The organism is Thermotomaculum hydrothermale (assembly GCF_016592575.1).
Lineage (GTDB): Bacteria > Acidobacteriota > Holophagae > Thermotomaculales > Thermotomaculaceae > Thermotomaculum > Thermotomaculum hydrothermale.
The window spans coordinates 183,707-209,429 of record NZ_AP017470.1 but is presented as its reverse complement, the minus strand read 5'-3'; the positions used below and the strand labels follow the sequence as shown (position 1 = coordinate 209,429).

At 35.3% G+C, this 25,723-nt stretch carries 21 protein-coding genes, 1 tRNA gene and 1 CRISPR repeat array; of the genes, 4 read left to right on the top strand and 18 right to left on the bottom strand.

Annotated features, from left to right (window positions below):
* Nucleotides 1-19: 19 nt before the first annotated feature.
* From TTHT_RS00955 to TTHT_RS00925, 7 genes are all read right to left on the bottom strand, one after another.
* Entirely contained in the window at nucleotides 20-1,237 is a 1,218-nt protein-coding gene (locus TTHT_RS00955) for a DUF4147 domain-containing protein (protein ID WP_201328168.1), read from the bottom strand.
* Nucleotides 1,230-2,126: a GGDEF domain-containing protein gene (locus TTHT_RS00950; protein ID WP_201328167.1), complete on the bottom strand. Its 897-nt coding sequence runs from the start codon at nucleotides 2,124-2,126 to the stop codon at nucleotides 1,230-1,232. Before TTHT_RS00950 ends, TTHT_RS00955 begins: the two co-directional genes overlap by 8 nt.
* A gap of 62 nt (nucleotides 2,127-2,188) precedes the next feature.
* Nucleotides 2,189-3,058 (bottom strand): nucleotide-binding protein, encoded by an 870-nt coding sequence (locus TTHT_RS00945; protein ID WP_201328166.1) that lies wholly within the window; start codon nucleotides 3,056-3,058, stop codon nucleotides 2,189-2,191.
* The gene (locus TTHT_RS00940) at nucleotides 3,055-3,900 is read right to left on the bottom strand and encodes an ATP-binding protein (protein WP_201328165.1); all 846 of its coding nucleotides are present in this window, start codon (nucleotides 3,898-3,900) and stop codon (nucleotides 3,055-3,057) included. The genes TTHT_RS00945 and TTHT_RS00940 overlap by 4 nt, the downstream gene beginning before the upstream one ends.
* An 88-nt stretch (nucleotides 3,901-3,988) precedes the next feature.
* Nucleotides 3,989-4,288, bottom strand: a complete 300-nt coding sequence (locus TTHT_RS00935; protein ID WP_201328164.1) for a DUF5320 domain-containing protein — start codon at nucleotides 4,286-4,288, stop codon at nucleotides 3,989-3,991.
* A gap of 24 nt (nucleotides 4,289-4,312) precedes the next feature.
* Entirely contained in the window at nucleotides 4,313-4,540 is a 228-nt protein-coding gene (locus TTHT_RS00930) for a DUF5320 domain-containing protein (RefSeq protein WP_201328163.1), read from the bottom strand.
* A 10-nt stretch (nucleotides 4,541-4,550) separates the two neighbouring features.
* Entirely contained in the window at nucleotides 4,551-4,865 is a 315-nt protein-coding gene (locus TTHT_RS00925; RefSeq protein WP_201328162.1) for a NifB/NifX family molybdenum-iron cluster-binding protein, read from the bottom strand.
* A gap of 200 nt (nucleotides 4,866-5,065) precedes the next feature.
* Here TTHT_RS00925 and TTHT_RS00920 point away from each other — a divergent pair, with 200 nt between their 5' ends.
* A complete protein-coding gene (locus TTHT_RS00920) occupies nucleotides 5,066-6,169 on the top strand; it encodes an oxygen-binding di-iron domain-containing protein (protein ID WP_201328161.1) in 1,104 nt (367 codons plus the stop codon).
* Nucleotides 6,170-6,245: 76 nt separating this feature from the next.
* Here the strand turns inward: TTHT_RS00920 and TTHT_RS00915 are convergent.
* From TTHT_RS00915 to TTHT_RS00885, 7 genes are all read right to left on the bottom strand, one after another.
* Nucleotides 6,246-6,321 (bottom strand) — tRNA-Phe (locus tag TTHT_RS00915).
* A gap of 168 nt (nucleotides 6,322-6,489) precedes the next feature.
* Complete coding sequence (locus TTHT_RS00910) at nucleotides 6,490-7,683, bottom strand: phospholipase D-like domain-containing protein (protein ID WP_201328160.1); 1,194 nt, start codon at nucleotides 7,681-7,683, stop codon at nucleotides 6,490-6,492.
* The gene (locus TTHT_RS00905) at nucleotides 7,680-8,555 is read right to left on the bottom strand and encodes a phosphoribosylaminoimidazolesuccinocarboxamide synthase (protein WP_201328159.1); all 876 of its coding nucleotides are present in this window, start codon (nucleotides 8,553-8,555) and stop codon (nucleotides 7,680-7,682) included. Before TTHT_RS00905 ends, TTHT_RS00910 begins: the two co-directional genes overlap by 4 nt.
* A gap of 54 nt (nucleotides 8,556-8,609) precedes the next feature.
* Nucleotides 8,610-9,647: a GGDEF domain-containing protein gene (locus TTHT_RS00900; RefSeq protein ID WP_201328158.1), complete on the bottom strand. Its 1,038-nt coding sequence runs from the start codon at nucleotides 9,645-9,647 to the stop codon at nucleotides 8,610-8,612.
* A 136-nt stretch (nucleotides 9,648-9,783) separates the two neighbouring features.
* Nucleotides 9,784-11,223: an aldehyde dehydrogenase family protein gene (locus TTHT_RS00895; RefSeq protein ID WP_201328157.1), complete on the bottom strand. Its 1,440-nt coding sequence runs from the start codon at nucleotides 11,221-11,223 to the stop codon at nucleotides 9,784-9,786.
* On the bottom strand, nucleotides 11,201-12,814 hold the full coding sequence (locus TTHT_RS00890; RefSeq protein WP_201328156.1) for a GMC family oxidoreductase: 1,614 nt from the start codon (nucleotides 12,812-12,814) through the stop codon (nucleotides 11,201-11,203). Before TTHT_RS00890 ends, TTHT_RS00895 begins: the two co-directional genes overlap by 23 nt.
* A gap of 98 nt (nucleotides 12,815-12,912) precedes the next feature.
* A complete protein-coding gene (locus TTHT_RS00885; RefSeq protein WP_201327094.1) occupies nucleotides 12,913-14,046 on the bottom strand; it encodes an IS256 family transposase in 1,134 nt (377 codons plus the stop codon).
* A 277-nt stretch (nucleotides 14,047-14,323) separates the two neighbouring features.
* On the opposite strand from TTHT_RS00885, the gene TTHT_RS00880 reads away from it, so the two are divergent.
* The 3 genes from TTHT_RS00880 to glgA are packed head-to-tail and all read left to right on the top strand — an operon-like array spanning nucleotide 14,324 to nucleotide 18,435.
* Nucleotides 14,324-15,982, top strand: a complete 1,659-nt coding sequence (locus tag TTHT_RS00880) for a 1,4-alpha-glucan branching protein domain-containing protein (RefSeq protein ID WP_201328155.1) — start codon at nucleotides 14,324-14,326, stop codon at nucleotides 15,980-15,982.
* On the top strand, nucleotides 15,983-16,978 hold the full coding sequence (gene galT, locus TTHT_RS00875; protein WP_201328154.1) for a galactose-1-phosphate uridylyltransferase: 996 nt from the start codon (nucleotides 15,983-15,985) through the stop codon (nucleotides 16,976-16,978). It abuts the gene before it with no gap.
* 17 nt (nucleotides 16,979-16,995) lie between these two features.
* The gene (gene glgA, locus TTHT_RS00870) at nucleotides 16,996-18,435 is read left to right on the top strand and encodes a glycogen synthase GlgA (protein ID WP_201328153.1); all 1,440 of its coding nucleotides are present in this window, start codon (nucleotides 16,996-16,998) and stop codon (nucleotides 18,433-18,435) included.
* Between the two features lie 40 nt (nucleotides 18,436-18,475).
* Here the strand turns inward: glgA and TTHT_RS00865 are convergent, their stop codons facing one another.
* The 4 genes from TTHT_RS00865 to cas4 all read right to left on the bottom strand — a co-directional run bounded on the left by TTHT_RS00865 (nucleotide 18,476) and on the right by cas4 (nucleotide 25,705).
* Nucleotides 18,476-20,458, bottom strand: a complete 1,983-nt coding sequence (locus TTHT_RS00865) for a M1 family metallopeptidase (protein WP_201328152.1) — start codon at nucleotides 20,456-20,458, stop codon at nucleotides 18,476-18,478.
* Between the two features lie 273 nt (nucleotides 20,459-20,731).
* Nucleotides 20,732-23,873: a CRISPR direct-repeat array (repeat unit 30 nt; unit sequence GTTTCAATTCCTTGTAGGTAATGTGGAAAT).
* 131 nt (nucleotides 23,874-24,004) lie between these two features.
* Nucleotides 24,005-24,271, bottom strand: a complete 267-nt coding sequence (gene cas2, locus TTHT_RS00860) for a CRISPR-associated endonuclease Cas2 (RefSeq protein WP_201328151.1) — start codon at nucleotides 24,269-24,271, stop codon at nucleotides 24,005-24,007.
* A complete protein-coding gene (gene cas1b / locus TTHT_RS00855; RefSeq protein ID WP_201328150.1) occupies nucleotides 24,271-25,266 on the bottom strand; it encodes a type I-B CRISPR-associated endonuclease Cas1b in 996 nt (331 codons plus the stop codon). Before cas1b ends, cas2 begins: the two co-directional genes overlap by 1 nt.
* A gap of 1 nt (nucleotide 25,267) precedes the next feature.
* Nucleotides 25,268-25,705, bottom strand: a complete 438-nt coding sequence (gene cas4, locus TTHT_RS00850; RefSeq protein WP_236578195.1) for a CRISPR-associated protein Cas4 — start codon at nucleotides 25,703-25,705, stop codon at nucleotides 25,268-25,270.
* Nucleotides 25,706-25,723 lie beyond the last annotated feature (18 nt).

The window sequence follows — 25,723 nt, the reverse complement described above, 5'->3', positions numbered from 1 at the left end:
AAAAACAGCAAAACTGTTCTTAAACCTTTCTGATTGAGTAAATATCCAGCAAGTTTGTACCTGTATATCCTGTTTTTAAAAGACAATTGTACTTTTCAAAAAAAGCCTTTGAATTATTCTCTAAAAGGTAAGCATCAATGGAAAAAAGAGTTTCATTTTCAAAAATAGTTTTTAAAGTCCTGCTGTCAACAAATACCCCTGCTGAATCACTGTTTCCGTCAATGCCATCAGTTGTAGCAAACAAAAAATCAACAGGTAAAAACTCTTTGTCTTCTATCATTCTTTTTATAAACCTTAAACCTAATTCAAGAGTTCTTCCCCCCTTGCCCCTGCCCCTCACCTTAACCGTTGCCTCACCGCCTGCAACAATAACCGTTTTTTCATTGTTTCCAAACTCTTTTAAAAGACTAAATAGCCTTTTTGACTCGGTTTCAACATCTTTCTGGATAAAATCATAATATTTTTCAGGCTTTAAACCGTTAGCCTCCAATTGAGAAGAAAAAATATCCACAACTGTTGAATTATCAGCAACAATACTATGAGGGATATTAAAATCATTTACCTTAAAATTTGTGTTTAAAAACTCTTCCCTCAAATTCCCTAAAACAGAAAACAAACCAATTTTTTCTGCTTTCTCAACAAAGGTTTTAAAATCCCTTTTAACCTTTAAAAATGGTGCGGAAGAAACCCTGTCAATCCTTTTTCCCAAAACATCGCACAAAATAAAGCATTCTGCATTTGATTTTAAAAAATTTAATAGCCCTCCTCCTTTAATTTGAGAGAGGTGAATTCTAAAAAAGTTTATATCTTCAATAGGTAATCCTGACTTTACAAGAAAATTGCTTGCATCTGAAACTTGCTTCAATGATAAAAAATCAAGTGGTTTTTCGATTAAAGCAGAGCCTCCCCCTGAAAGAAGGATTGCGGTATTCCCCTTTGAATTTTCAAGAAAATTTATCAGTTTATTTGCCGCTTTAAAACTTTCCTCGCTAATTTCTGGATGAGTGGAAACGAACAACTCACAATTTGAAGGGATGTCCCCATCATAGGGGGAAACCACAAAACCTTTCTTAAAAGAAAAAAGCTGAGAAAAACCCTTTACCATAGGAATAGCAGCCTTACCTATGGCGACAACATATTTATATGGTAAGGTTTGTTTTTTGCGAGCAAAATAATTAGTTAATAGCTTTTCAGGATTTATCTTTTCAATGAGTTTTAAATAAATATCTTTAAGCATTTACCTCTCTGCAATACTCAATAGATGCCTTGCCTTTTTTTACCGCTTTTTCAAGGAATTTTTCGCCAGCTAAAAGAAACTCCTCAAAATTAGAATAATGGTGACAGTCTAATGAAACAACACCCTGAGATACCGAAAAGGTGTGCTCCTCTCCCTCAACCCTGAATACCGCTGTTTTAAATCTCTCTTTAATTCTCCTTGCAAGGGTAATAGCTCCTATTTCATGGGTTTCAGGAAGGATTATTACAAATTTATTTTCCTCAATTCTTCCCAATATATCACTCTTCCTGATAGTCTTTTTATAGATTCTCCTTGCCTCTCTGAATATCTGCTCAATCTCTTTTTCAGAAAAAGAATCCTTAATAAGGCTAAAATAATCCACCTGAAAAACAATTAAAGATAAAGGCCTCTTATACTTTTCTGCAATATTAAAGAATTTCTCCAAAAAATAGAAACTATCTTCTCTATCAAGCACATAGCCTTTTTTTATCTTTTCCTCAATAAGGTTTCTGTATTCAATCTCAAAGGGATAGATTTTTTCAAGCTTAAAAACAGTATTACCTATTCTTAAAACATCCCCTATCTTTAAATCAGCCTTTGTAACCTTTTTATTTCCTATGAAAACATTGCCTTTAAGAAGTTTTATCTTTAACTTTACAAGGGAATCATTTTTAAACACAGGCTTTGCTTCTATACAGAAAGAGGGTATTTTTTTATCTGACAGACGAAAATCACAACCTAAACTGCTTCCTATCAAAAATGTTTCTTTGGGGATTTTAAAAAAATCGTTTTCCTCTTTGCCTGATATGACAAAAAGGTAGCATAATTTTGGTAAATCGCATTTATCTTCCGAAACATTTACAGGGATTCTTCTATCCCTTCCATACATAGATACCCCCCTTTCATTCTAAAGGGGAATATCTTTAAAATCAAGTTTTTAGAAAATATTGGCTAAATATTTATAATATTTTTTATTTTGTCTGCAATATTTTTAATACTTTTAGAAACTTCACTTTCAGGGTTATACTCAATAATTGTCTTTGAATTGTTCATGGCGCCAAGAACATCTTCGATTTTATAAGGAATTTTCCCTAAAAAATCTATACCCATTCTATTGCTAAGACTTTCAACCTCATTTGATTTTTCTGGATTTAAATCCCATTTATTAACAATAACCCCACCTTTAATCTTAAAGTGGTTTAACAAGTCAACAACCCTTTCAAGGTCGTGAATGCCGGATACAGTTGGCTCTGTTACAATTGCAACATAATCTGCCCCTGAAATTGAAGAAATCACAGGACACCCAACTCCGGGAGAACCGTCAGTTAAAGTCAATTCAGCATTTTTTTCAATAGCAATTTTTTTCGCTTCATTCCTCACCTTGCTTACCAATTTCCCTGAATTCTCCATTCCAGGCTTCAATCTTGCGTGAACAAAAGGCCCTAACCTTGTATCTGAAATAAAAACACTTCCGGAGACAATTTCATTAAACTCTATTGTTTTTTCAGGGCAGAAGTAAACACATGCACCGCAACCTTCACACTTTATCTCATCAACAACAAAGTCAGGAGAAATAGCATTGTATTCGCAAACCTCTATACACTTTCCACACTCAGTGCAGTTTGTTTTATCTATAAAAGCCTTTTTGCCTCCTGAAAACTCATACTCTTCTTTAACTGAAGGATTTAAAACAAGAAACATGTCTGCCGCATCAACATCACAGTCGGCAAGAACAGAGTTTTTAAAAATACTACCTAAGGCAAGAACAAAAGTGGTCTTCCCTGTCCCACCCTTTCCACTAATAACAACCAATTCTTTCATATCTCCACCCTCTTTACTATTTCATCGTAAATCTTTAAAAACCTGTCTCTATAGGAAGGAATCTCCCTTACCACAAGCTTTCCGTGGGAATACACTTCAGCAATCTCTCTATCAAGCGGTATTTCAGAAAGCAAAGGGATATTATTCTCTCTCAAATAATCCTTGATAATATTTACTCCTTCCATCGCCCTGTTTTCAACCACTCCAAACCTTATCCCCATTGACTTAACAGTTTCAACAGCAAGCTTTAAATCATTCAACCCAAATGGGGAAGGTTCAGTAACAAGAACAACAAAATCACAATCCTCTATTGTCTCAACAACAGGGCAGGAAGTCCCGGGAGGAGAATCAAAGATAACAATCCCCCTATCCTTTACCTGTTCTTTAACATATCTTATAACCGGTGTGGCAAGTTCTGTTCCCACCTTCATTTCACCCATGTAAAAATCCATTCTTCCTACAAAACCATAAGAAAACTCTCCGATTACCTTATTCTTTTCCCCTATTGCTCCATTAGGGCAAATCCTCATACAAAATCCACAACCGTGGCATAACTCTTCAAAAACATAGGTTTTATCTTTAACTGTGATTAAAGCGTGAAACTCACAGTGAGTTGAACAAAGCCTGCAACCAGTACACTTTGAATTATCTATAACAGGGACTTTTATTGTAATGTCTCTCTTCTCCTTTATTTCAGGCTTTAAAAATAGGTAAGCATTTGGCTCTTCAACATCACAGTCAACAAGGGCAACCTGAAAATTCTCGCTTAAAGCATAAGAAAGATTGGTGGCAACAAAAGACTTCCCGGTTCCTCCTTTTCCCGAAGCAATGGCTATTTTCATTTACATCTCCTTTTATTTTTCCACTTCCATTCTAATATACATCAAAAAATAGTATAAAAAAATTGCCCCTTAAAAAAGGGGCAACAACTTATTCGCTATCCTCTCCAATCTCCTTCAATCTCTCCCTTGTGTATTTTAATTCTTCTTCAAGAAATCTGAGCCTGTTTTCCAGCGCAGTTTTTTCATCAACAGGGGCATTTCCATACCATCTATAGCCCCAGCCTCTGCCGAAACCTCTTCCGAAACCTCTGCCCCAGCCTCTGCCATAACCAAAACCTCTGCCAAAGCCACCAAACCTGCCAGGGGCATTATTGCCTGCACAATAACCTAACCCCCTGCCTGTCATAGGGCCCTGTCCAAGAGGACCTGTACCATCACCAAAAGGCATATTCACCTCCCTGTATTTTTATTTTTATTCATTATTGTTAAAATTTCCTCTACCCATACCTCTGCCAAAACCTCTACCCATACCTCTTCCCATTCCTCTACCGCCGCCTCTTCCAAAGCCTGTTCCTCTTCCCATACCACGTCTCGGGGCATCAGTATCAGCACCTGGTCTATCGTTTCCTGAACAATAACCTAACCCTCTCCCTGTTTTTGGACCCTGTCCAAGGGGACCTGTTCTATCTCCATAAGGCATAAACACCTCCTTATAATGCTCTTTCAATTGCTTCTTTTACCGTCAACCCTTCACCTACGCTCACCATTTTTATTCCCGCTCTCTCTAAAACACTTGCAGCCTTGGGGCCAAAACTCCCGCTAACAACAACATCAACCCCTTTATCTGCAATAAATTGAGCAGTTTGAATTCCAGCTCCCTGCATTAAAGATAAATTTTTTGAATTATCAACATGCTCAAATGAATCTGTTTCAGTATTGTAAATTATAAAACCGTGCGCCCTTCCAAATCTCGGGTCAACTTTTGAATCAAGGTTGCTTCCAAGAGAGCTAACTGCTATTTTCATATTCACCTCCTCATCTCATTGATAATATAATGAACATAAGTTCAAAATGCAAGGGTTTTTATATTTATATGGGGAAAAATTGATTGAAATCAAAAAAACGAATAGAAAAAAATTAATTTATTACAAAAATATTCTAATATTATTTGGATATGAAAATCCATATTATTCAATTAAACATATTGTAAAAAGGAGAATGAAACATGTATTACGAAATTGGTAAAAACTTTTATGTATTAAGAAGTAAGGAAGAAGACTTCCACAGAAATATCTATCTAAAAAAGATAGTTGCAGAAGACGGTTCAAGCATTAACATTCTTTTTGACCCGGGAACAAAACTTGACATGCCGGAACTTTTGCCATTTTTAAGCGAAACAATAGGCGGGATAAAGAACGTTCACATTATCTTCTTAAGCCACCAGGACCCTGACTTAACAGCAAACACCAGTGTTATTATGCAATCTGCCCCAAGAAGTTTTTTAATAACATCTCTTGACACATGGAGACTTGTTAAAATGTACGGATTGCCCTCACATAGAGTTAAAACCACAGAAAGCTTCAACTCATCAATTTTAAAATTTAAAAAATCTGGATTACAGGTTAAATTTGTTCCTGCAAGGTACTGTCATTTCAGAGGGGCAATGATGCTTTACGATTATGAATCAAAGGTTCTTTTTACAGGTGATTTTATGGGTGGAATTAACACAAGAAAAGGTGAAGGAATTTACGCAACTAATGATTCCTGGGAAGGGATAAAACTATTCCACCAGTTATATATGCCTGCATCAAAGGCTGTCAAAACAACTGTTGAGAGAATCAGCATGTTAAATCCATTCCCGGAAGTCATTGCTCCTCAGCACGGCGATGTTATTAAAGGAGATTTAGTCGCTGACTTTTTGACAAAAATGAATGATTTGGAAGTGGGAATAGATTTAATTGAAGAAGACAACCCTGATGCAGAACTTGTTGTTGTTGCAATTAACAACTTTTTTGAGCTAATGGAAGTGAATTTTGGAAATGTCTTTACAGAAATGATTCAATTCTTTCAAAAGGGGAATGATTTTACAACACCGTTTGAAATTGTTAACAACAGGGTAAAGAAGTTAAGGGTAAGCCAGGACCTTGCATTGCTTCAAATAGTGAATTTTATCAACTCAATAAAAGACAATGATTTAAAAACATCGCTTTTAGGCATTCTAATGGATAACCTTGAACAATTAGACATAAAATTCTCTTTACCTGAGCTTGACACAGAGAAATTAAAAAAGAGCCATGACAGCATTGAGTTTGACGATATGGTAATGTAAATAAACAGAGTACATAAAAAAATTAAGGGGCTTAAAGCCCCTTTTTTTATTTCTATAAAATTTTGCACAAAAAAAATGGTGGGCCGGGACGGAATCGAACCGCCGACACGGGGATTTTCAGTCCCCTGCTCTACCGACTGAGCTACCAGCCCACCAGCAAAAGATATAATACCAAAACGGTAAAAAAAGTCAACAAATTTTTAATCAAAAATTATCCTGAAATTTCCGCCTTTAACACACAATAATTAGAACAAAATGAAAGTGCGAATTAACCTTAAACACGCAGCACTTTTACCAACCAAATAATATCAGAGCCCAATTTAAGTAATTTTAGGCGGTTTATAATCTCTCTTTAAGTTTAGCTTATGCGCATACTTTGAATTCCAGAGGTTTTTAAACATCTCTCTCAACACATTTAGAACTGGTTTGATTTTTAAAACAACCTCAACATTCCTTGATTTGTAAAAGTAATCGTAACCAAAATTGCTTGTGCTAACCCAACCAACTTTATTGTCTACAATTACAACCTTTGAATGAATAACCCTTGCATAGGGAATAAAGCCCTCTTTTTTGCTCACTGGTATTTGAACAAACCTGACCTCAATATTTTTAACTCTGGCCAATTCCTTTAATGAATCAACCCCTGGCTTTCTTAAATTCCAGTTAGAAACAAGCAATTTTACATTGACCCCTCTATTTGCAGCCTTAATCAAAGCCTTTGATATTGCATCAAACTTTTCAGTTTTACCGTGAACAAAAGTGGAATAGTTTAGCAATTGAATTGTTATAGATTTTTTTGCAGAGTTAATCATATTTAACAATTCATTGAGCGAAAAATCCATTCCATCAGGCAATAACCTGTCAGGAGAACCTGTTAAATAAATATCGTCTCTAAATGTAACCTTTTGTTTTCTTAGCTTCTCATAGGCTTTCCTGTCTCCGTTGTTGTAATCCCAGTCTGCATTAAAAATCAAAGAAAGGGCTTTTACAATGTGAGGCTCATCAGTTAATATCCCTGTTTCGTGGATATGCTTCAATGCTCTCCAATCAAAGTTTTGACTGCCAACAAAACAGAGTTTATTGTCAACAATAAAGTATTTTGAGTGGTTTATTCCCCCTGTTAAATGCTTCCAGTTAAAAATAGTAACCTTTATATTTGGAATTTTAGAAAAATATTCCACCAATTCTTTTGAATTTTTTAGCATTTTAACATCTACCAAAAATCTAACCTTTACTCCTCTGTTAGCAGCGTTTACTATCTCCTTAACCACAAGGCTTAAAGGCCACCTATCCTTCCCTGTAAGGTAAAATTCAGAAAAATCAATGCTTTTATTTGCAGTTTTAATAGCGTTTATCCAGACTTCATAGGCTTTGGCTGTTTTACCATATGACAAATCTGTTTCAACCGGGATAGAGGTTGCAATAATTACCTTAAAATTATCCCCTTTATATTCAAACGAAAAGGCATAAAAAGAGACTAATACAACTAAAAATAAGGCAAAAAACCTTTTCATAAATACTCCTCCATTTTCTTTCCTGTTAATTTGTGAAATGCCTCAAAGTACTTTTTTCTTGTATTTTCAATTACCTCTTTCGGCAACTCAGGAGCAGGTGGCTTTTTATTCCACTTAATTGACTCAAGGTAATCCCTTCCATACTGTTTGTCAAAGGATGGGGGATTCTCTCCCTCTCTATACCCTTCAACAGGCCAGAATCTTGAAGAATCAGGGGTTAATGCTTCATCAATCAGGATAATCTCCCCCCCAATTTCCCCGAATTCAAACTTTGTATCAGCAATAATTATTCCCCTTTCATAGGCGTATTCATAAGCAAATTTATATAGAGCAAGAGATATATCTCTAACTTTGTTGGCCTTTTCCTCTCCTATTATCTCTTTCATTTTTTCAAAAGAGATATTTTCATCGTGTCCGCTTTCTGCTTTTGTTGAAGGTGTGAAAATAGGTTCATCAAGTTTAGATGCAAGATTCAAACCTTCAGGCAGTTTTATTCCGCAAACAGTGCCCTGGTTTTTATACTCTTTGTAGCCTGAGCCTACGAGGTATCCCCTCACAATGCATTCAACAGGAAGAGGCTTTGCTTTTTTAACTATCATAGACCTGTTTTTTAAATAACCATATTTCTTTAACTCTTCTGGAAAATTATTAAAATTCCATTCAATCATATGATTTTTTACAATATGTGAAGTTTTATCAAACCAGAATGCTGAAATAAGGTTTAAAACCCTTCCCTTATCAGGGATTTCTGAACCTAATACAACATCAAAGGCTGAAATCCTGTCTGTTGCAACAAATAAAAGATTATCCCCAATTGAGTAAATATCCCTTACTTTTCCCTGTTTAACAAGATTTAACTCCTCTATAATCATAGTTTCTCCTGAAAAAAGTTTTCTCAAGTTTTTATAACATAGAAAAATTAAAGGTCAATTAAAAGGCGCTACTACTACCTTATTTTTACCTGTTGTTTTCCCCTCATACATTGCCCTATCAACTCTTTCAATATTTTGCCTAATGTTCATATTTGGGTCAAATTCACTTAACCCGAATGTTGCTGTAATTGAAAATTCATTCGTGCCGCAATTTATTTTCAATTCTTCTATTTTTTTTCTCAACCTTTCAGCAACCATAAACCCTTCTTGTTGAGTAGAAAATGTAAGAATCAACAAAAATTCTTCTCCTCCCCATCTTCCTATTAAATCCCCCGTCTTAACCGATTTTTTTAATAAATCTGAAACAAGGATTAAAACTTTATCGCCACAGTTATGTCCATATGTATCATTTATCTTCTTAAAATCATCAATATCAACCATAACAAGGCAAAATGGAATTTTTCTTCTCAATAATATCTGTAAGTGATGCTTTAACTCAAATCTTATTGCTCTTCTATTCAAAAGACCTGTAAGAGGATCTTCTAAAGCAAGCTTTTCCTGTTCATTTGCATAAAGCTCAAATGTATTAATTGAAATCAAGGAAAACAATATAGCAGTAATTCCTGTCAAGACAAATGCTGTTACATTATTAACAAAACAGGTTTTGCGGGAGATTTCAACAACATACAATGGATTTATAATTTCTATTAAAACAAAGAACACCGACAATATACCAAGCAATGACAAAAATATTGTTCTAACCTTTCCTTTAAAAAGAGAAGCAAATATCATTGCCTCAACCACAACATAAAAACCTGTTCCGCAGCTTATTCCACCATCAAACTTGTGGTAAACAGGCAAAGCTAAAATGGCAATAACAGCAACAGCATAACTAATGCCAAAATTTTTTCTTACTCTGGTGAAATAATACCCCAAAAATAATATGAAAGTTAAAACAAAACTTGAAAATATAATAACCGGATTTTCTTCAATATAAAAATTAATAAATGAAGTTATAAATAAATAAAAAGACATTATTAGCATTACTGCATTTAAGATTTTGTGTTTTAAAGGAAATGAATCATCTCCCATTAACAAATTTAGAATCCTGAAAAAGATAATTCCCCCTTTCTAAATTTTATATATTATCCTTTAAAAAAATTTTTTTGTCAAAATAATTTTTACTTTAAAGTAATTTTTAGCGTTTTTTATACAATTTTACATTTTTTTAGTAAAGTATCTTTATAGCCTTTAAAAACAGGTTTATTATTTTTTTTGAATAGGGGTACCACCACAACTCCTTCTTTAATCCAAACTTGCGAACTGTTATGCTTTGCATCTTTGCAAAAGCCCTCACCCCTTCAACCCCGTGCACCCTGCCAATCCCGCTTTTTTTAACTCCCCCAAACGGCAGGTCAGTTATAAGGTAATTTGTCAGGCAATCGTTTATACACATTGTGCCTGTGTCAAGCTTTTTTGCAATTCTTTCAGCCTTGTTTCTGTCCTTTGTCCAAATTGAACCGTTTAAACCGTATTCAAGGCTATTTGCTATTTTTATCAATTCCTCTTCACTATTAAATTTCATTACCCCTAAAATAGGGCCAAATGTTTCCTCATAAAAAACCTTCATATCAGGAGTAATATCTTTTAATACTGTCGGCTCAAAGTGATAGTCATCAAGCCTTTTTCCACCGCAAACAAGTTCTGCCCTTTTTTTTAATGCGTCTTCTATGTGGTATTCAATCTTTTCAAATTGAATTGAGTTAATTACAGCCCCTAAATCCTCTTTCGGGATTTTCTCAACTTCATTTTTTAGCATTTCAATAAATTTATCATAGATGCTCTCCTCAACGAGGACATTTTCAACACCAATACAGGTTTGTCCACCGTTGCTTATTCCACCCCAGACAATTCCTGCGGCAGCCCTTCCAAGGTCTGCATCCTCAAAAACAATTGCATTATCCTTGCCTCCCAATTCAAGAACATAAGGGATTAGCCTTTCAGAACACTTTTTTGCAATCTCAATCCCAACAGCAGTGCTTCCTGTAAAACAGACCATATCAACATTACTTTCAACCAACTCCCTCCCAGTGCTTCCATCCCCCGTTACCACCCTGAAGACATTGTCAGGCAATCCCGCTTCCTTGCAAACCTCTTCAAGCAAAAGTGAAACCTTTGTGGTAATCTCTGAAGGCTTTAAAACAACTGTATTTCCTGCAAGCAATGCGTGAAACAGGGGAGTTGCAGTTAGAATAAGCGGATAATTCCACGGGGATATTATTCCCACAACCCCCCATGGCTTAAATTGAACAAAGCATTTATAGTTTTTAAAATACCCACTGCTTCTTTTTTCAGGCTTTAAATATTTGTACCCCTTTTTAGTTAAATAGTGTATGTGGTTTACCGTAGTAAAAATCTCAACTATTGCATCCTGCTTAACCTTTCCCGCATCTTCCATAACAACTTTTACAAATTCATCCTTCCTCTCTTTAATCTTTTTTAAAATATTCTTTAAAATTTTTACCCTTTCAGAAAGGGAAAGATTGCCCCAGACCGATAAACCTTCCCTTGCAGCATCAACCTCTTTCCTCACCTTATCTCTATCAAATATTTCAACCTCGTAAAGAAACTCCCCGTTTGACGGGTTAATTTTTTTGTAAACCTTCATTTAACACCTCGTATCCTGTATGTTTTACATTATTAACCTTTGGGGGGATTTTAGACATTGCCCTTTCAGCCATTGCGGTAATTGTCAACGAGGGGTTAACCCCTAAATTTGCGGGGATTACGCTTCCATCACAGATATACACATCTTCCTCTCCAAACAACCTGTGGTTAACATCAATAACCCCGTCATTTTCAGTTTCCCCTATGGGACAACCGCCTAAAATATGGGCTGTTAATGGGGAATCAAAGAATACTTCATAAATATTGCTTAAAGCAATACCCCCTGTTAATTCAGCCATTTTTCTTGCAAATTCGTTAGCCTCAGGGATGTAGACAGGTGCAGGGGGGGAATCTGGATAAATATCTGTGTAAAGTTTAACCTCTCCCCTGAAAGTCTCTTTTGCCTTAAACCTTATTTTATTTTCAACATCCTGCATTACGAGAAGGATTAAACCCTGCTTTCCAAAGCCCACAGGATTTAAAACCTTCAAAGTCCTTACTGGATGCTTCAAAACCTGTTTTAAAAATTCAAAAACCCTTGAATTGTCGCCTTTTTTATCAATAAGCAAGGTTGTCATAAAAGCCATCCCGTTTGCCCCTTTTGAATAGCGCACAACCTCAATATGTGTATTGGGATTTATATAAACACCGGAAGTTATGGCAACCCCTTCGCTAATCTCCCCCTCTTTTTCAGGCACCCTAACCCCTACTAAAGACTCGCTATTTGTCCTCACCTTTTCACCTAACATGTCGGAGATATTTAACCTTCCGTTAAGTTTTAATTTAAACATCAACTCTAAAGTGCCAATTACCCCTGCTGATAAAACTATCTTTCTTGCCCTGAAAACCTCGTTAACATCGGCGGGAAGCGTTGATACCTTTGTAACAACCTCAAAGTAATCGCCGTGTTTTTTTATATCAACAACCTTTCTTTTAGATACAACCCTTGCCCCCTTTTTAACCGCAAGGTAAAGGTAATTTTTTGTAAGCATATTCTTCGCATTCTTTCTGCATCCAATCATACAGCCGCCGCATAAATTACACCCTGTCCTATCAGGCCCTTCCCCGTTAAAGTAAGGGTCTTTCTCCGTTTTGTCCTTCTCCCCAAAGTAAACACCAACATCAACATTGTAAAAGGTGTTATCCACCCTAAATTCCCTTGCAGTTTTCAAAAGAATACTATCAGCATTTGTCTTTGTCGGATTTTTAACCCTTCCCAACATTTTAGATGCAACCTTATAAAAAGGCATTAATTCCTCTTTCCAGTTTATGTGCTGTGGAATATCGGAAGAGGTAAAAAACTTATCTTTCGGGATTAGAAGGGTATTTGCATAAACAAGGGAACCGCCTCCAACCCCCGTGCCCCCTAAAATTGACACATGCTTGAAAAAATGCACCCTCTGATAGCCAAAGCAAAAAAATTCAGGCTTCCAGAAAAAGGTGAAAGGGTTGTTGTTTGTTTTTGGGAAATCATTATCGCTATACCTTTTCCCCTCTTCAAGCACTAAAACCGAATATCCCTTTTCCGTTAGCCTTAAAGCGGAAACACTGCCCCCAAAACCTGAACCAATTACAGCAAAATCGTAAATCATACCGACCTCTTTTATGTTTTTTTTAATTATATCAAAATTAAATTTATTAGTTTATTTTTGTATTTAGAGGAGTTAACGGTAATGTCAAGTTAATTGTGTCAGGCATGGGAAGCCTCCCGGGAAAGAGAAGAAAAAAAGCGATTAAAAGAAGAAGAATACCTTAAACTCCTTGATTGATACTTCTCATTCTTGTCTGTGAAGAAAATGTAAAGAAACTTCTCTGCACTTTGTTCATTTTGAAAAAATCCTCGTATTCGTATGTAATCTTTTAACTCTTTAAAACACCTTTCCATCCAGTTTGTTGTTCTGAAGTAACTTCTTATCTCATCAGGGGCAAGGAGAAAGAATGTATAGTTATCAACTTTTGCCTTAATGTTTTTTAAAAACCTGTATATCTTTTTCCATTTTTCAATAAATGCAAGAAGTTTGGTTTTCCCTTCTTCCCTGCTTTCGCATTTCATTATCTCGTCTAATTCTTCTTTTATTTTCTCAAAATGATGTTTTCTTACTCTGTTTTTTATGTTTCTTTTCAGGTGAAACCAACAAAGTTGGTGCATAGTCTCAGGAAATTCTTCTTTTATCGCTTCAGATAAACCTGTTAAATCATCACTTATAATCAGTTTTACTCCTTTTAAGCCTCTTTCTTTTAAATCCCTGAATATTTCCTGCCAGAGGGATGCTTTTTCGTTTCCTCCAGGAAGAAAGTATCCTAAAATTTCTCTTTTACCGTCTTCAGACAGGCCCAATACTGCATATACTGCCTCTTTTGCCACACTGTCTCTTTTTAATGAAATGTATGTTGCGTCTATGTATAGCACGGGGTATGTTTTTGTTAATCTGCTGTTTTTCCATTTTTCAATTACTTCTTCAGATATTTCACTTATCCTGCTTACATATTGAGCGGATATGTTAGCCCCTATGAGATTTTTAATTACCCCTGCTGTCTTTCTTGTGGATACTCCTGCTATAAACATTGCCTCCACAATATCTTCAAGAAAAAACATTACCCTTTTTCTCTGGGGAAGCCATTTAACCTTAAACTGACTGTCTCTTGTTCTTGGAATTTGCAATTCAATCTCTCCTAAAAAGCTTTTAGGCGTTCGCTTATAATAACCGTTTGCCCTTGTTTGGCCTCTTGCTTCTTTTAAGTATCTTTCCCTCTCTTCCAACAACATTTCCTGCAACATTTTCTTGAAAAATTCTTTAAATTGAGTGAAAATTAAATCACTCATTGGTGGTACCTCCTTTCGGGAATTTTTCTTCTGAGGTTATTTTAACCTCTCCTTCCCGAAAGGAGTTTTTTTTCTCCCTGACACAATTAATGTTACACTGCCGAGTTAACAATCAGTTCTGAAATTTATCAAAAAATAATAAAAAAAAATTTTTATTATTCTTTAAACTTAAACTTTCCTGTTGATTTTATAAAGTTTTTGTCTATTTTATTGATTGAGTGGTTTTTATTATGTTTTAGTTGTTTTATAATAAGAATATAAGTTTTAGGAGTTAGAAATGGAAAAAAACGGAAATTTTCTCTTTATATTACATTCACATATACCCTATGTTCTAAAACACGGAGAATGGCCTCACGGGGAATACTGGCTATTTGAAGCCACAGCAGAAACCTATATCCCCCTTCTTCAAATGCTGGAGAGGTTTAAAGATAAAGGGATTAAGCCTAAAATAACCCTTGGCCTCACCCCCGTTTTGATTGAACAGTTAAAGAGTGATTATTTTAAAGAAAAGTTTAACAAATACCTTGAATTTAAAATAGAGCTTCTTCAAAAAGATAAAAAAGAATTTGAGAGAAAGAATCAAAACGAATATACAATGCTTGCGTTGTTCTGGGAAAAGTTTTATACAGATATTCAACATTTGTTTAACATCACATATAAAAAAGACATAATTAACAGGTTTAAATACTTTTTAGACAAAGGCTATATTGAAATATTGACATCGGCTGCAACACACGGATACCTGCCCCTTTTAGGATACGACAACAATGTGAGGGCTCAAATTAAAGCAGGTATAGACACCTATGTTAAATACTTTGGGAAAAAACCAAAGGGGATATGGATGCCTGAATGCGCATACAGGCCTAAGGGTTTATGGAAAAATCCAATTACCAAAGAGGTTTTTATAAGAAAAGGGGTTGATGAAATACTTGTTGAAGAGGGTATTGAGTACACCTTTATTGATAGCCCAAACCTTGAAAATGCGTCGTTGTTTAATCAGTATGGAGAAAAGAGCCTTAACCCACTTGGATTTGAATACAAAAAAACACCTTATATCCCCTATAAACTTGCATCTGGATTAACATTATTTGTTAGAGACCATATAACCGGGTATCAGGTGTGGAGTAAACATTACGGCTACCCTGGAGACCCTTTTTACCTTGAATTCCACAAACAGAAAGATACAAGCGGCATAAAATACTGGAGAATAACAGGGGCAAACCTTGACCTTGCATTTAAGGAAATTTACTCCCCCGATAAGGCAAAAGAGAGGGTTAATGAAAATGCAATGCACTTTGCAGAGTTAATAACCCAGATACTTAAAAAATTCAAAAGCGAAACAGGGTTAAACGGAGTTTTAGTTGCCCCATTTGACGCAGAATTGTTCGGGCACTGGTGGTTTGAAGGGCCAAAGTGGCTTGAAAAGGTTATTGAAAATCTTAAAAAGATTGACGGGGTAGAGCCCGCAACTGGAATAGACATCCTAAAAAATTCTCCTAAAACAGAAACAATCACTCTTAAAGAAGGCTCGTGGGGAGAAAACAACGACCATTCAGTCTGGTTTAATGAAAATACAAAATGGACATGGGAAAAACTCTACAATACTGAAAAAAACTTTTTAGCCTTTTTAAAGAAACACAAGAGAAAGGCATTGCTTGAAAAAACGCTAAACAAAATTTTGAAAGAAGCGGCTAAATCTTTAATTATCGCAGAAGCATCAGACTGGCAATTTCTGATTCATACCCAATCTGGGGTAGACTATGTTGAAGAAAGGTTTAACAAACACATAGGAGAGGTTGAAAAACTTATTTCTATTGCAAAAAATTACCTTCATCAAAATACACTTTCAGATGAAGAAAAGGCTTTTATTGAAAAGGTTTCAAGGGAAAACATTGTTTTTAACAACATATGCCTTGAATGGTATCTGGAAGACTAAATGAGTGAGTACAGAAAAGACCCTGTTTTAAATCAATGGGTAATTATTGCCCCTGAAAAAACCATCTCGTATCCTGCAATAAAAGAGCAGGCTATCCCTGAAAATTTACCTGAATTTGATGAAAACTGCCCATTTTGCAAATTCAACGGAGAAGATACAAAGATTCTTTTAAAATATGATTTTAGAAACAATGGGAAATGGGATTTGCTTGTAATACCTGCCCCAAACCCATTTTTAAGGGTTGAAACAGAGTTGCAAAAAGAGGGAGAAGGAATATTTGACTTAATGAGCGGCACAGGGGCAAATGAAATTATCATTGAATCCCCAAAACACAATGAATTTACTTATAAAATGGACTTAAACAGGGTTGAGCAAATATTCTGGGCATACCATGACAGAATTGTTGACTTAAAAAACGATAAAAGACTTGAATATCTTTTATTTTTCAAAGAATTTGGAATTACACCAGAAAACAAAATAATACACCCTCACTCTAAAATGATTGCAACCACTTTTATTCCAGCACACATTGAATTAGAGCTTTTAAGTGCGGAAGATTACTTTTCTTACAAAGATAGATGCGTTTTCTGTGACATTGTAAAACAGGAGAGAAAAGAAGGAATCAGGGTTATTTCACAAAATGAGGATTTTATCTCAATATGCCCTTATGCTTCAAGGTTTCCATTTGAAATATGGATTTTACCTCAAAAACACATATCCCACTTTGAAATGTCGTCAAAGATTATGTTTTACCACCTTGCTGAAATATACCTTGATACCTTTAAAAGATTAAACAAAGTGCTGGGGAATGTTCCATACCACACTGTTCTTCATACTTCACCAGTGCAGGAAGAAAGCCTTGAATTTTACCACTGGCACATAGAAATTTATCCTATACTAAACTGCTATTCAGCACCTCAATCAGGCGGAGGCATATTTGTTAATCCTGTAAAACCAGAGGATGCGGCAAAAGCATTAAGAGAAGCAACCTTTTAGCCTCTAAGGAGGGGAAAATGAAAGTTTTATACGGAGTTGCAGAGTACTATCCCCTTGTCAAAACAGGGGGACTTGGAGATGCAGCAGGTGCGTATACTAAAGCATTATCAAAAAGGCATAAAGTATATGCAGTACTGCCAGGATACTCAAAAATTGACAGAAAAAAATACGGTTTTAAACCTGTTAAAGGATTTGAACTATCTATTCCAATAGGGGATAGAGATGTTAAAGGCTATGTTGAAAAGGCTGAATTAGATAAAAACCTCACTATTTATTTAATCTGCAATGACGAATACTTTGATAGGGAAAACCTGTTTGGAGACGGAGTAACCCCATATAAAGACAATGCAGAGAGGTTTTTATTCTTCTCAAGGGGTATTCTTGAACTTGCTGCATACTTAAAAGAAATAGATGTTATCCACTTAAACGACTGGCACACTGCAATAGGCATGTTTTACCTTAAAGAGTTTTACAAAAAAATAGGCAAAATAGATAAAAAGGTAAAATCTGTATTTACAATACACAATTTAGGGTATCAGGGAATTTTCTGGCAGTATGACATGTACCTCTTGAATGTTGACTGGAAGTATTTTAACCCTGAAGGGCTTGAATTTTACAACCACATAAACTACTTAAAGTCTGGGATTATTTACTCTGACATAGTTACCACAGTATCGCCAACTTACGCAAAAGAGATTCAAACACCTGAATTTGGATTTGGGCTTGACGGGGTTTTAAGGAAAAGGGCAGACAACCTTTTTGGAATACTAAACGGGGTTGATTACTCTGTCTGGCATCCCTGGAGGGATAAGTTTATCCCTTACAAATACAATAAAAAACTATTTGACAGAAAATTAAAAAACAAAATTGCTCTTCAAAAAGAACTGGGGCTTGAAGTTAACCCGGAACAACCTATGCTTGTTATGGTTTCAAGGCTTATAGACCAGAAGGGGATAGATTTAATAACACCTGTTTTTGACATGCTTGTTGACCTTGGAGTTCAAATTGTAATATTAGGCACAGGGGAAAAACACTATGTGGATTTTTTCAACTGGAAAGAACATCAATTTAAGGGAAAAGTTGTGGGCTATATGGCTTATAACGAAGAGGTTGCGCATAAACTTTACGCTGCCGGAGACATATACCTTATGCCGTCAAAGTATGAGCCGTGCGGATTGTCTCAAATGTATGCAATGAAGTACGGCACTGTCCCTGTTGTAAGAAACACCGGGGGACTAAAAGATACTGTAATTGACATTGACGAGGGGATTGAAAAAGCCACAGGATTTAAATTTGAGTACTATTCCCCTTACGCATTTTATGAAGCAGTCAGGAAAGCGGTTACTTTGTATAAAACAAACAGGGAAGAATTCAAAAAGCTTGCTTTAAACGGAATGGATACAAAATTTACCTGGGAAAAAACAGTAAAAGAATATATAAAACTTTACAAAAAATAAAAAGGGGGCATTTAGCCCCCCTCTAAAAATTCAAATCAAATTAAACTTCCGGAATATCGGTGCCAAGCACATACCTTTCAAAGAAAGGCGTCCAGTCTGTTTTTGTTATTGCGTTTAATATCCCTATTAAATCCTTAGTATAAACATAATCGAAGTCCGAATTCTTTAAAATTGCCCTTAAAAAGATAACAAACATTCTGTCACCCTGCTTTTCTCCGTACTGTTTCTGAAGTTTAAGCCTGATTGCGTGAATCACAAGGGGACCCTTGTTATAAATAAGCTTCCACCTGTCCCAATAGTCTCTGTCGCTTTCCCCTGATAAATCCTGAGCAAAGAAAAGGACGCTTCCTTTATTCAACATTTTTGTCTGGGTATACCAATTTTTAACCATTTTATTAAATACCTTCTCGCCCTTTTTCTTCTTTTTATACATTGCCTTTATGCACAAAGCGGAAGAATACTGTGCAAGCGCTTCAGAAATCCACATCTCTTTAGCATTTGGAATCTTTGCAATATGCCCCCAGTAGGCGTGGGAAATCTCATGAACAAACCTCTGGTTAACCCCCTGTGAAAAAAGCTTTGACAAATAATCCCTTAAAGGAGAAAAGGCTTCCTGAGTGATAAAAATCAATCCAGGAGGTGCCTGACCAAATCCCCAGCTGTTAACCTCAACAACTTCCTGATTTTTGAAAGGGTATTTATAACCAAAAAGCCTTGAATAGTAATCACTTGCAACTAAAAAGTTATTTGCAAGCCTTAAAGCATGCTTTTTCTTTGCCATTGCGTAAGAAGAAACAGTGCATTTATAACCGTTGTAGTCTTTGGAATAAACATGATACTTCCCTGCGGCAACAACCGGGAATTGAACCTCATCATCGATGCTTGTTTTTAAATAATTGTAATCTCCGTCTTCCCCTTTATCCACAATGTTGCCGCTTGCAAAAATAGTGTAAGGTTTAGGCGCTTTTACCGTTATCTCAAATGAAGACTTTTCTTTATCCAGATCAGGCTGCGGGTACCATGCATAAGTACCTAATGAAAAGTAATTGTCCCCGCTTGGATGAATTGCAATATCCCCCTCACAAACAGTTTCAATAGTAACAAAATCCCCTAAATTATAAGGCTTCCCTAAATCTACAAACAACCTACCCTTTTTATGTAAAAAGCTTACATTCTTTCCATCAACCTTTACACTTTTAGCATGATAATACTTAAACTCATTGTCATACCTTGAAGAGATAAGGTTTGTAAAAAAACCTTTTAAATTATTCCTATTAATTCTCACCCTTTGTTTAGACTTAACAATTAAGTGGTCTCCTTTATCGTTAAAAACATCAAGTTTAGTGTCAACAACGGTAAAAAGAGGATTGTCTTTATCTAGCCAGGAATTTTTCAAAGTCTTTGAAGTCAACTCGGCTACATAGTAATTACCTTTTAAATCAACACTATTTGAATTGTAAGGCATAATTGCATACATTTCTTCAGTTAAAGCATCAAAAGGGTCTATAAAATACTCCAACTTCCTCTTTTTTGAATGAATGTAAACACTAACAATACCACTTTGAGGGAAAATTTTATCGTAAACCGCCCCTATTGAAGGAACCGAACCTAACACCCCGTTAAAAACCTTTTTTACTCCTTCAGGAAAAGGTGCTCCGTCTGGAATTACCCTGTTCTTCAAAGCATTGCCAATCTTTGCACTCCAGATAAATATCCATTCTGCATCATCTTTGAAAACCATCTTCCCATTTTCAATATTCGGTTTGTCACCAAAGGTATTTTTAAAATTCCTTACAGCAACGGGAAGAAAAAACTTATCCCCAAACTTATAATCGTAACTGGCATTGCTTACAGCAATACCAACAGGTTCATCATCTGCAAGCATAAGGTAAATCTTGCTATCAGGTTTAACACTTACAACTAAATCAGCAACCTTAAAAGATTTTGTTTTAATATTAAGTTGTTGAAGCTTTGGGAAAGTTGCCTTTTCATAAAAATCACTTAAATTCCCCGCACTAACCAAACCACAAAAAATAAAAACAAAAGTACAAATTTAACCCTTTTAAACATCAACACCCCCGCATAAAATTTCACCATTAAATATTACAAAAAAAATAACTAAAATTCAAAACCAATGACTAATTTTTTTAAAACAAAAAAACATAAAAAATGGATTTACCCCAATAAAAATACTATAGTTGAAAAATTTTACTTAAACCAGGCCATCAATGTCAAATTCATAGGGGAAAATGTAAAAATTTGAACTTTAGGAATATTTAGCGCTTGCAATACAGAAATTTTAATTCCTTGTAGGTAGTGTGGAAATTTTACAGGGCTAAAAACAGAGTTTCAGAAGGCTTTGTTTCAATTCCTTGTAGGTAGTGTGGAAAGTCTTTTGGGTGGACTGCCTGAATGGGCGGAAAATAAGTGTTTCAATTCCTTGTAGGTAGTGTGGAAAGGTTCCCGTTTACTTCAGGGAATATTATCCCATACAGGTTTCAATTCCTTGTAGGTAATGTGGAAATATCGATTTCCCCATATGATGATACAGATATAGAAAGTTTCAATTCCTTGTAGGTAATGTGGAAATGCCAATGGGGACGCAAAAATTTGTGGCGTTGTGTGGGTTTCAATTCCTTGTAGGTAATGTGGAAATCTTTTTGTAAACTTCCTCGTCCATATCTGGATTTGCGTTTCAATTCCTTGTAGGTAATGTGGAAATTTTTTCTTGTTTTGGGAATTATTTTCTTGTATCATAAGTTTCAATTCCTTGTAGGTAATGTGGAAATGCTGGTGTTGTGGGCTTGCTATCGCCTATAATTATTGTTTCAATTCCTTGTAGGTAATGTGGAAATACGCCTTGACGATTTGGAAATGTTCAGAGTGCAAAGTTTCAATTCCTTGTAGGTAATGTGGAAATTGCAAAAGGATTTGAAAGAAATTTCAAAGACTTCCGAGTTTCAATTCCTTGTAGGTAATGTGGAAATGGATTGTCCCTGTGTGTTATATTAAAAGCACGGTATAGTTTCAATTCCTTGTAGGTAATGTGGAAATGTTTCCCTGGGTTGGTGTTCCGGTCAGGCTGCAATAGTTTCAATTCCTTGTAGGTAATGTGGAAATGAAAAGCAATAGCCAATGAAAACACTATCCCCATTGAGTTTCAATTCCTTGTAGGTAATGTGGAAATCTGCATAAGCCCGGCATTTGCTTTGCCTTTGATTATGTTTCAATTCCTTGTAGGTAATGTGGAAATTCCTTTATCTGGTTTTTGGAACGGTGTTTCTCTAATGTTTCAATTCCTTGTAGGTAATGTGGAAATCGTATATTGCAATCCCAACAATCCACACTCTTATAGTTTCAATTCCTTGTAGGTAATGTGGAAATAAATAATCTCTTGCACAAACCTTATTATATGTTGCAGGTTTCAATTCCTTGTAAGTAATGTGGAAATTCTGAAATTGATTTGAAATTAAGATTTAATGATTTTAGTTTCAATTCCTTGTAGGTAATGTGGAAATGGAGCGGGGCGAAAGGAGAAGGTGGACGGAGGAGATGTTTCAATTCCTTGTAGGTAATGTGGAAATCCTGTGCAACCGCTATTTTGTCAGGTGCTTTTATGGTTTCAATTCCTTGTAGGTAATGTGGAAATAGGAGCGGGGCGAAAGGAGAAGGTGGACGGAGGAGATGTTTCAATTCCTTGTAGGTAATGTGGAAATGCTGGACGATGGAGCAAGCGACCCTGACAGGTGGGTGTTTCAATTCCTTGTAGGTAATGTGGAAATGACTTATGATCATACCGAATTGCATACGCATTCAAAGTTTCAATTCCTTGTAGGTAATGTGGAAATAAACTAATGCAGAATTTATTAAGACAGGCTCAACCCCGTTTCAATTCCTTGTAGGTAATGTGGAAATTGACCCGCAAGATGCGGAACAGAGAGAAAGAGCCTTGTTTCAATTCCTTGTAGGTAATGTGGAAATAAGGTTTAGAAATATTAGCAAAGGGGGAATTATGATGTTTCAATTCCTTGTAGGTAATGTGGAAATTCCACACTCTTATGTAATTTGTTCCTTCCGGTGCTGAGTTTCAATTCCTTGTAGGTAATGTGGAAATTGCGAAAATCTTTACACCTGAGGCAACGGGGATTGTGTTTCAATTCCTTGTAGGTAATGTGGAAATTGTTAAAGAGAATTTCCCGAAGTAATTGCCTTTTAATTCGTTTCAATTCCTTGTAGGTAATGTGGAAATAGTTATACACATAACCACCGTATATATAATTATATAGAGTTTCAATTCCTTGTAGGTAATGTGGAAATGTTAAATCGGCGATAAAAATCTCGTGGGTTGTGTTAGTTTCAATTCCTTGTAGGTAATGTGGAAATCCCCGCTGGGGAAACTGATGGGGCAAATATAACAAGTTTCAATTCCTTGTAGGTAATGTGGAAATGTGGCTCGTTTCATTGTTGCTTCGCTTTTTATTCCAGTTTCAATTCCTTGTAGGTAATGTGGAAATGCAAATAGGAAAAAAGAAACTCTACTTTAAGAGGAGTGTTTCAATTCCTTGTAGGTAATGTGGAAATTTTTACAAAGCCTTCTTATTCTTACAGCGAGGACAGTTTCAATTCCTTGTAGGTAATGTGGAAATTTAACCACAAAAACCTTGTAATCAACCTCTTTTTTGTTTCAATTCCTTGTAGGTAATGTGGAAATGGATAGTGCAGTGGGCAAGCCCTACACTCTTTTATCTGTTTCAATTCCTTGTAGGTAATGTGGAAATCGAGGGGCAATTTTTAAGTGATGGAACTAAATTTGATGGTTTCAATTCCTTGTAGGTAATGTGGAAATTAAAAAGAGTGGGGGTATAGAGTGGGTTCTACCAATGTTTCAATTCCTTGTAGGTAATGTGGAAATAGGTTGTTAGGTGGGGTGATGTGTGGTTTATAGAAGTGTTTCAATTCCTTGTAGGTAATGTGGAAATATCTTGGACGGAGGGGAAAATGAAAAAGTTGACCATGTTTCAATTCCTTGTAGGTAATGTGGAAATGTCCCTTACAGTTTGAGAAGTTGACGGAACTTGTGTGTTTCAATTCCTTGTAGGTAATGTGGAAATCGCACCAAAATTTTCAACAAAAACACAATTATCCATGTTTCAATTCCTTGTAGGTAATGTGGAAATCCGACATTAGACGGTGTTTTTAGAGTTGAGACAAAGTTTCAATTCCTTGTAGGTAATGTGGAAATTTCCTGCTGTTTAGTTTTTTTTCTATTTCTTTTTTGTTTCAATTCCTTGTAGGTAATGTGGAAATGAAGCAAATACCTGTTCTTAGAATCCTTAAAAACCTGTTTCAATTCCTTGTAGGTAATGTGGAAATTAAGGGGGGAATATGAATTCAACCAAAATGAAGTTGTTTCAATTCCTTGTAGGTAATGTGGAAATACTCAACTTTTGTTATACATAATATTTTCGTTCCCTTACCATTATACAAAATTGTCAAAGAACCATTCAAAAAAATTATTATTTTTCTGTCTATACCCCGTGTTTTTTGCACTATTACCGATAGACAGAATTTAAATAAAGGTTATGTCTTCCTTTTTATCGTTTCCTAACACCTCTCTTTTTGAATAGTACATCATTTTAAACCTGTAAATAATAACTGAATCCCCTTCCTCTTTTTTTATTATTTGTTTAATTTCGTGTACCAACCTTTCATAATTCGCATTGCTTATTTCCCCTTCAAAAACAGAATTTTGAACCCATTGCAGGTATTTCCTGCAAACTTTTAGCATTTTGTTGCACCTTTTCTGGTTTACATCATAGTACAGAATTATAAACATTACCACTCCATAATAAAGGGGATGTATTCCTCTTCCCCCATTAGATGTTTTTCAATTTTGTATAACTCAAGCCTGATTAACCTTCTGTAACTAACCTTTTTTTTCATTTTGCTGTAATATATTGTCTGCTTCTCCTTTTCTTCAAATTGAGTTAAAAATTTTTTTCTTCCATTTTCGTTTAGCACCACACCGTTTAAGGCACTTTCAAAGTCTTTTTTTGTTATGATTTTTTTGTTTAAACAGGCAAATATTGTTCTATCTCCGATTATTGGTTTAAATATTTCCGCCACATCTAAATTAAGACTAAACCTTCTGAAGTTGCTTGCGTGAAGAAAACCAATTCTTGGGTCAAGGTGGGTCTGGTATATTTCGCTTAAAACTTTTGTGTAAACTATTGAGTTTGAAAAACTAATTAAGGCATTTATGTTGTTTTTAGGCGGTCTTCTGGTTCTCTCCCCAAAAATAAAGTCTCTGTTTTCAATTATTTCATTGAAACAAGAGTAGTATGTGCTTTTAATTTGTCCCTCAAAGGCCATTGCAGAGTTAATATCATTTTGCTTTTCAACCTCTTCCATTAACCTTTCAATCTCTTTAATTTGATTGTTTAACTTTTTCCCTCTTCTGTTGTAGTATTTCAGGACTATTAGAGAGTTTAAGGCTGCTCCTAAAATAAATTTTTTAGCAAGATTAAGCCTTTTTTCTTTATCTAAATAGTGGCTTGCCTGATTTAGAATCATATAACCTGAGTTGTAGTGCTCCCTTGGATAAAATGAACCTGAATAAAAATCGTAGTAATTGAAATAGTGCAGGATAATGTTTTTCTGTGACAATAAATTTAAAACTTTTGCATTTAAATCAACCTCACCAAAGGCAAATATTTCTTTGATATTTTCTATTGGAATAAATTTTTTCTGCCCATCGCTTTTTTCAAAGAATAGTGTATTGTCTTTCCTCTTCAACCTTCCGTCTGAAAATATGTATATCGTCTCCTTCATACTAACTCCAGCAAAAATCAAAATGTGCACATTTAGAACAAAATTTTATTTTCTTTGCCTTAGGCGGCTTTTCTGATTTAATTATTTCATTTAATTTAACCAATTGTTCTTCAATAAATTTCCTATCATCATTATTTAACTCAACAATTACACTCTTTTTTTCTCTTGGAATTTTTATTACACCATTGGCCTTAACTTTTTTCTTTTCTAATAAATATAAATAGTATTTCAATTGCAGTATGCCTGAATTTAGTGTTTTAACTGATTTTTTTATCTCAGCAACAAATAAAATGCCATCCTCTTTTAAGATTAAATCAATCATTGCATTTAAGTCTGGAATAAAAATTTTTTTCTTCTCCTTTGAAAAAGTTGATTCATCAATCAATCTTCCTATTTCAAGAAATTCATTTGACTGATCTGCTGTTAATTGCCTGCTCATTAACCACGCCTGCCTCGG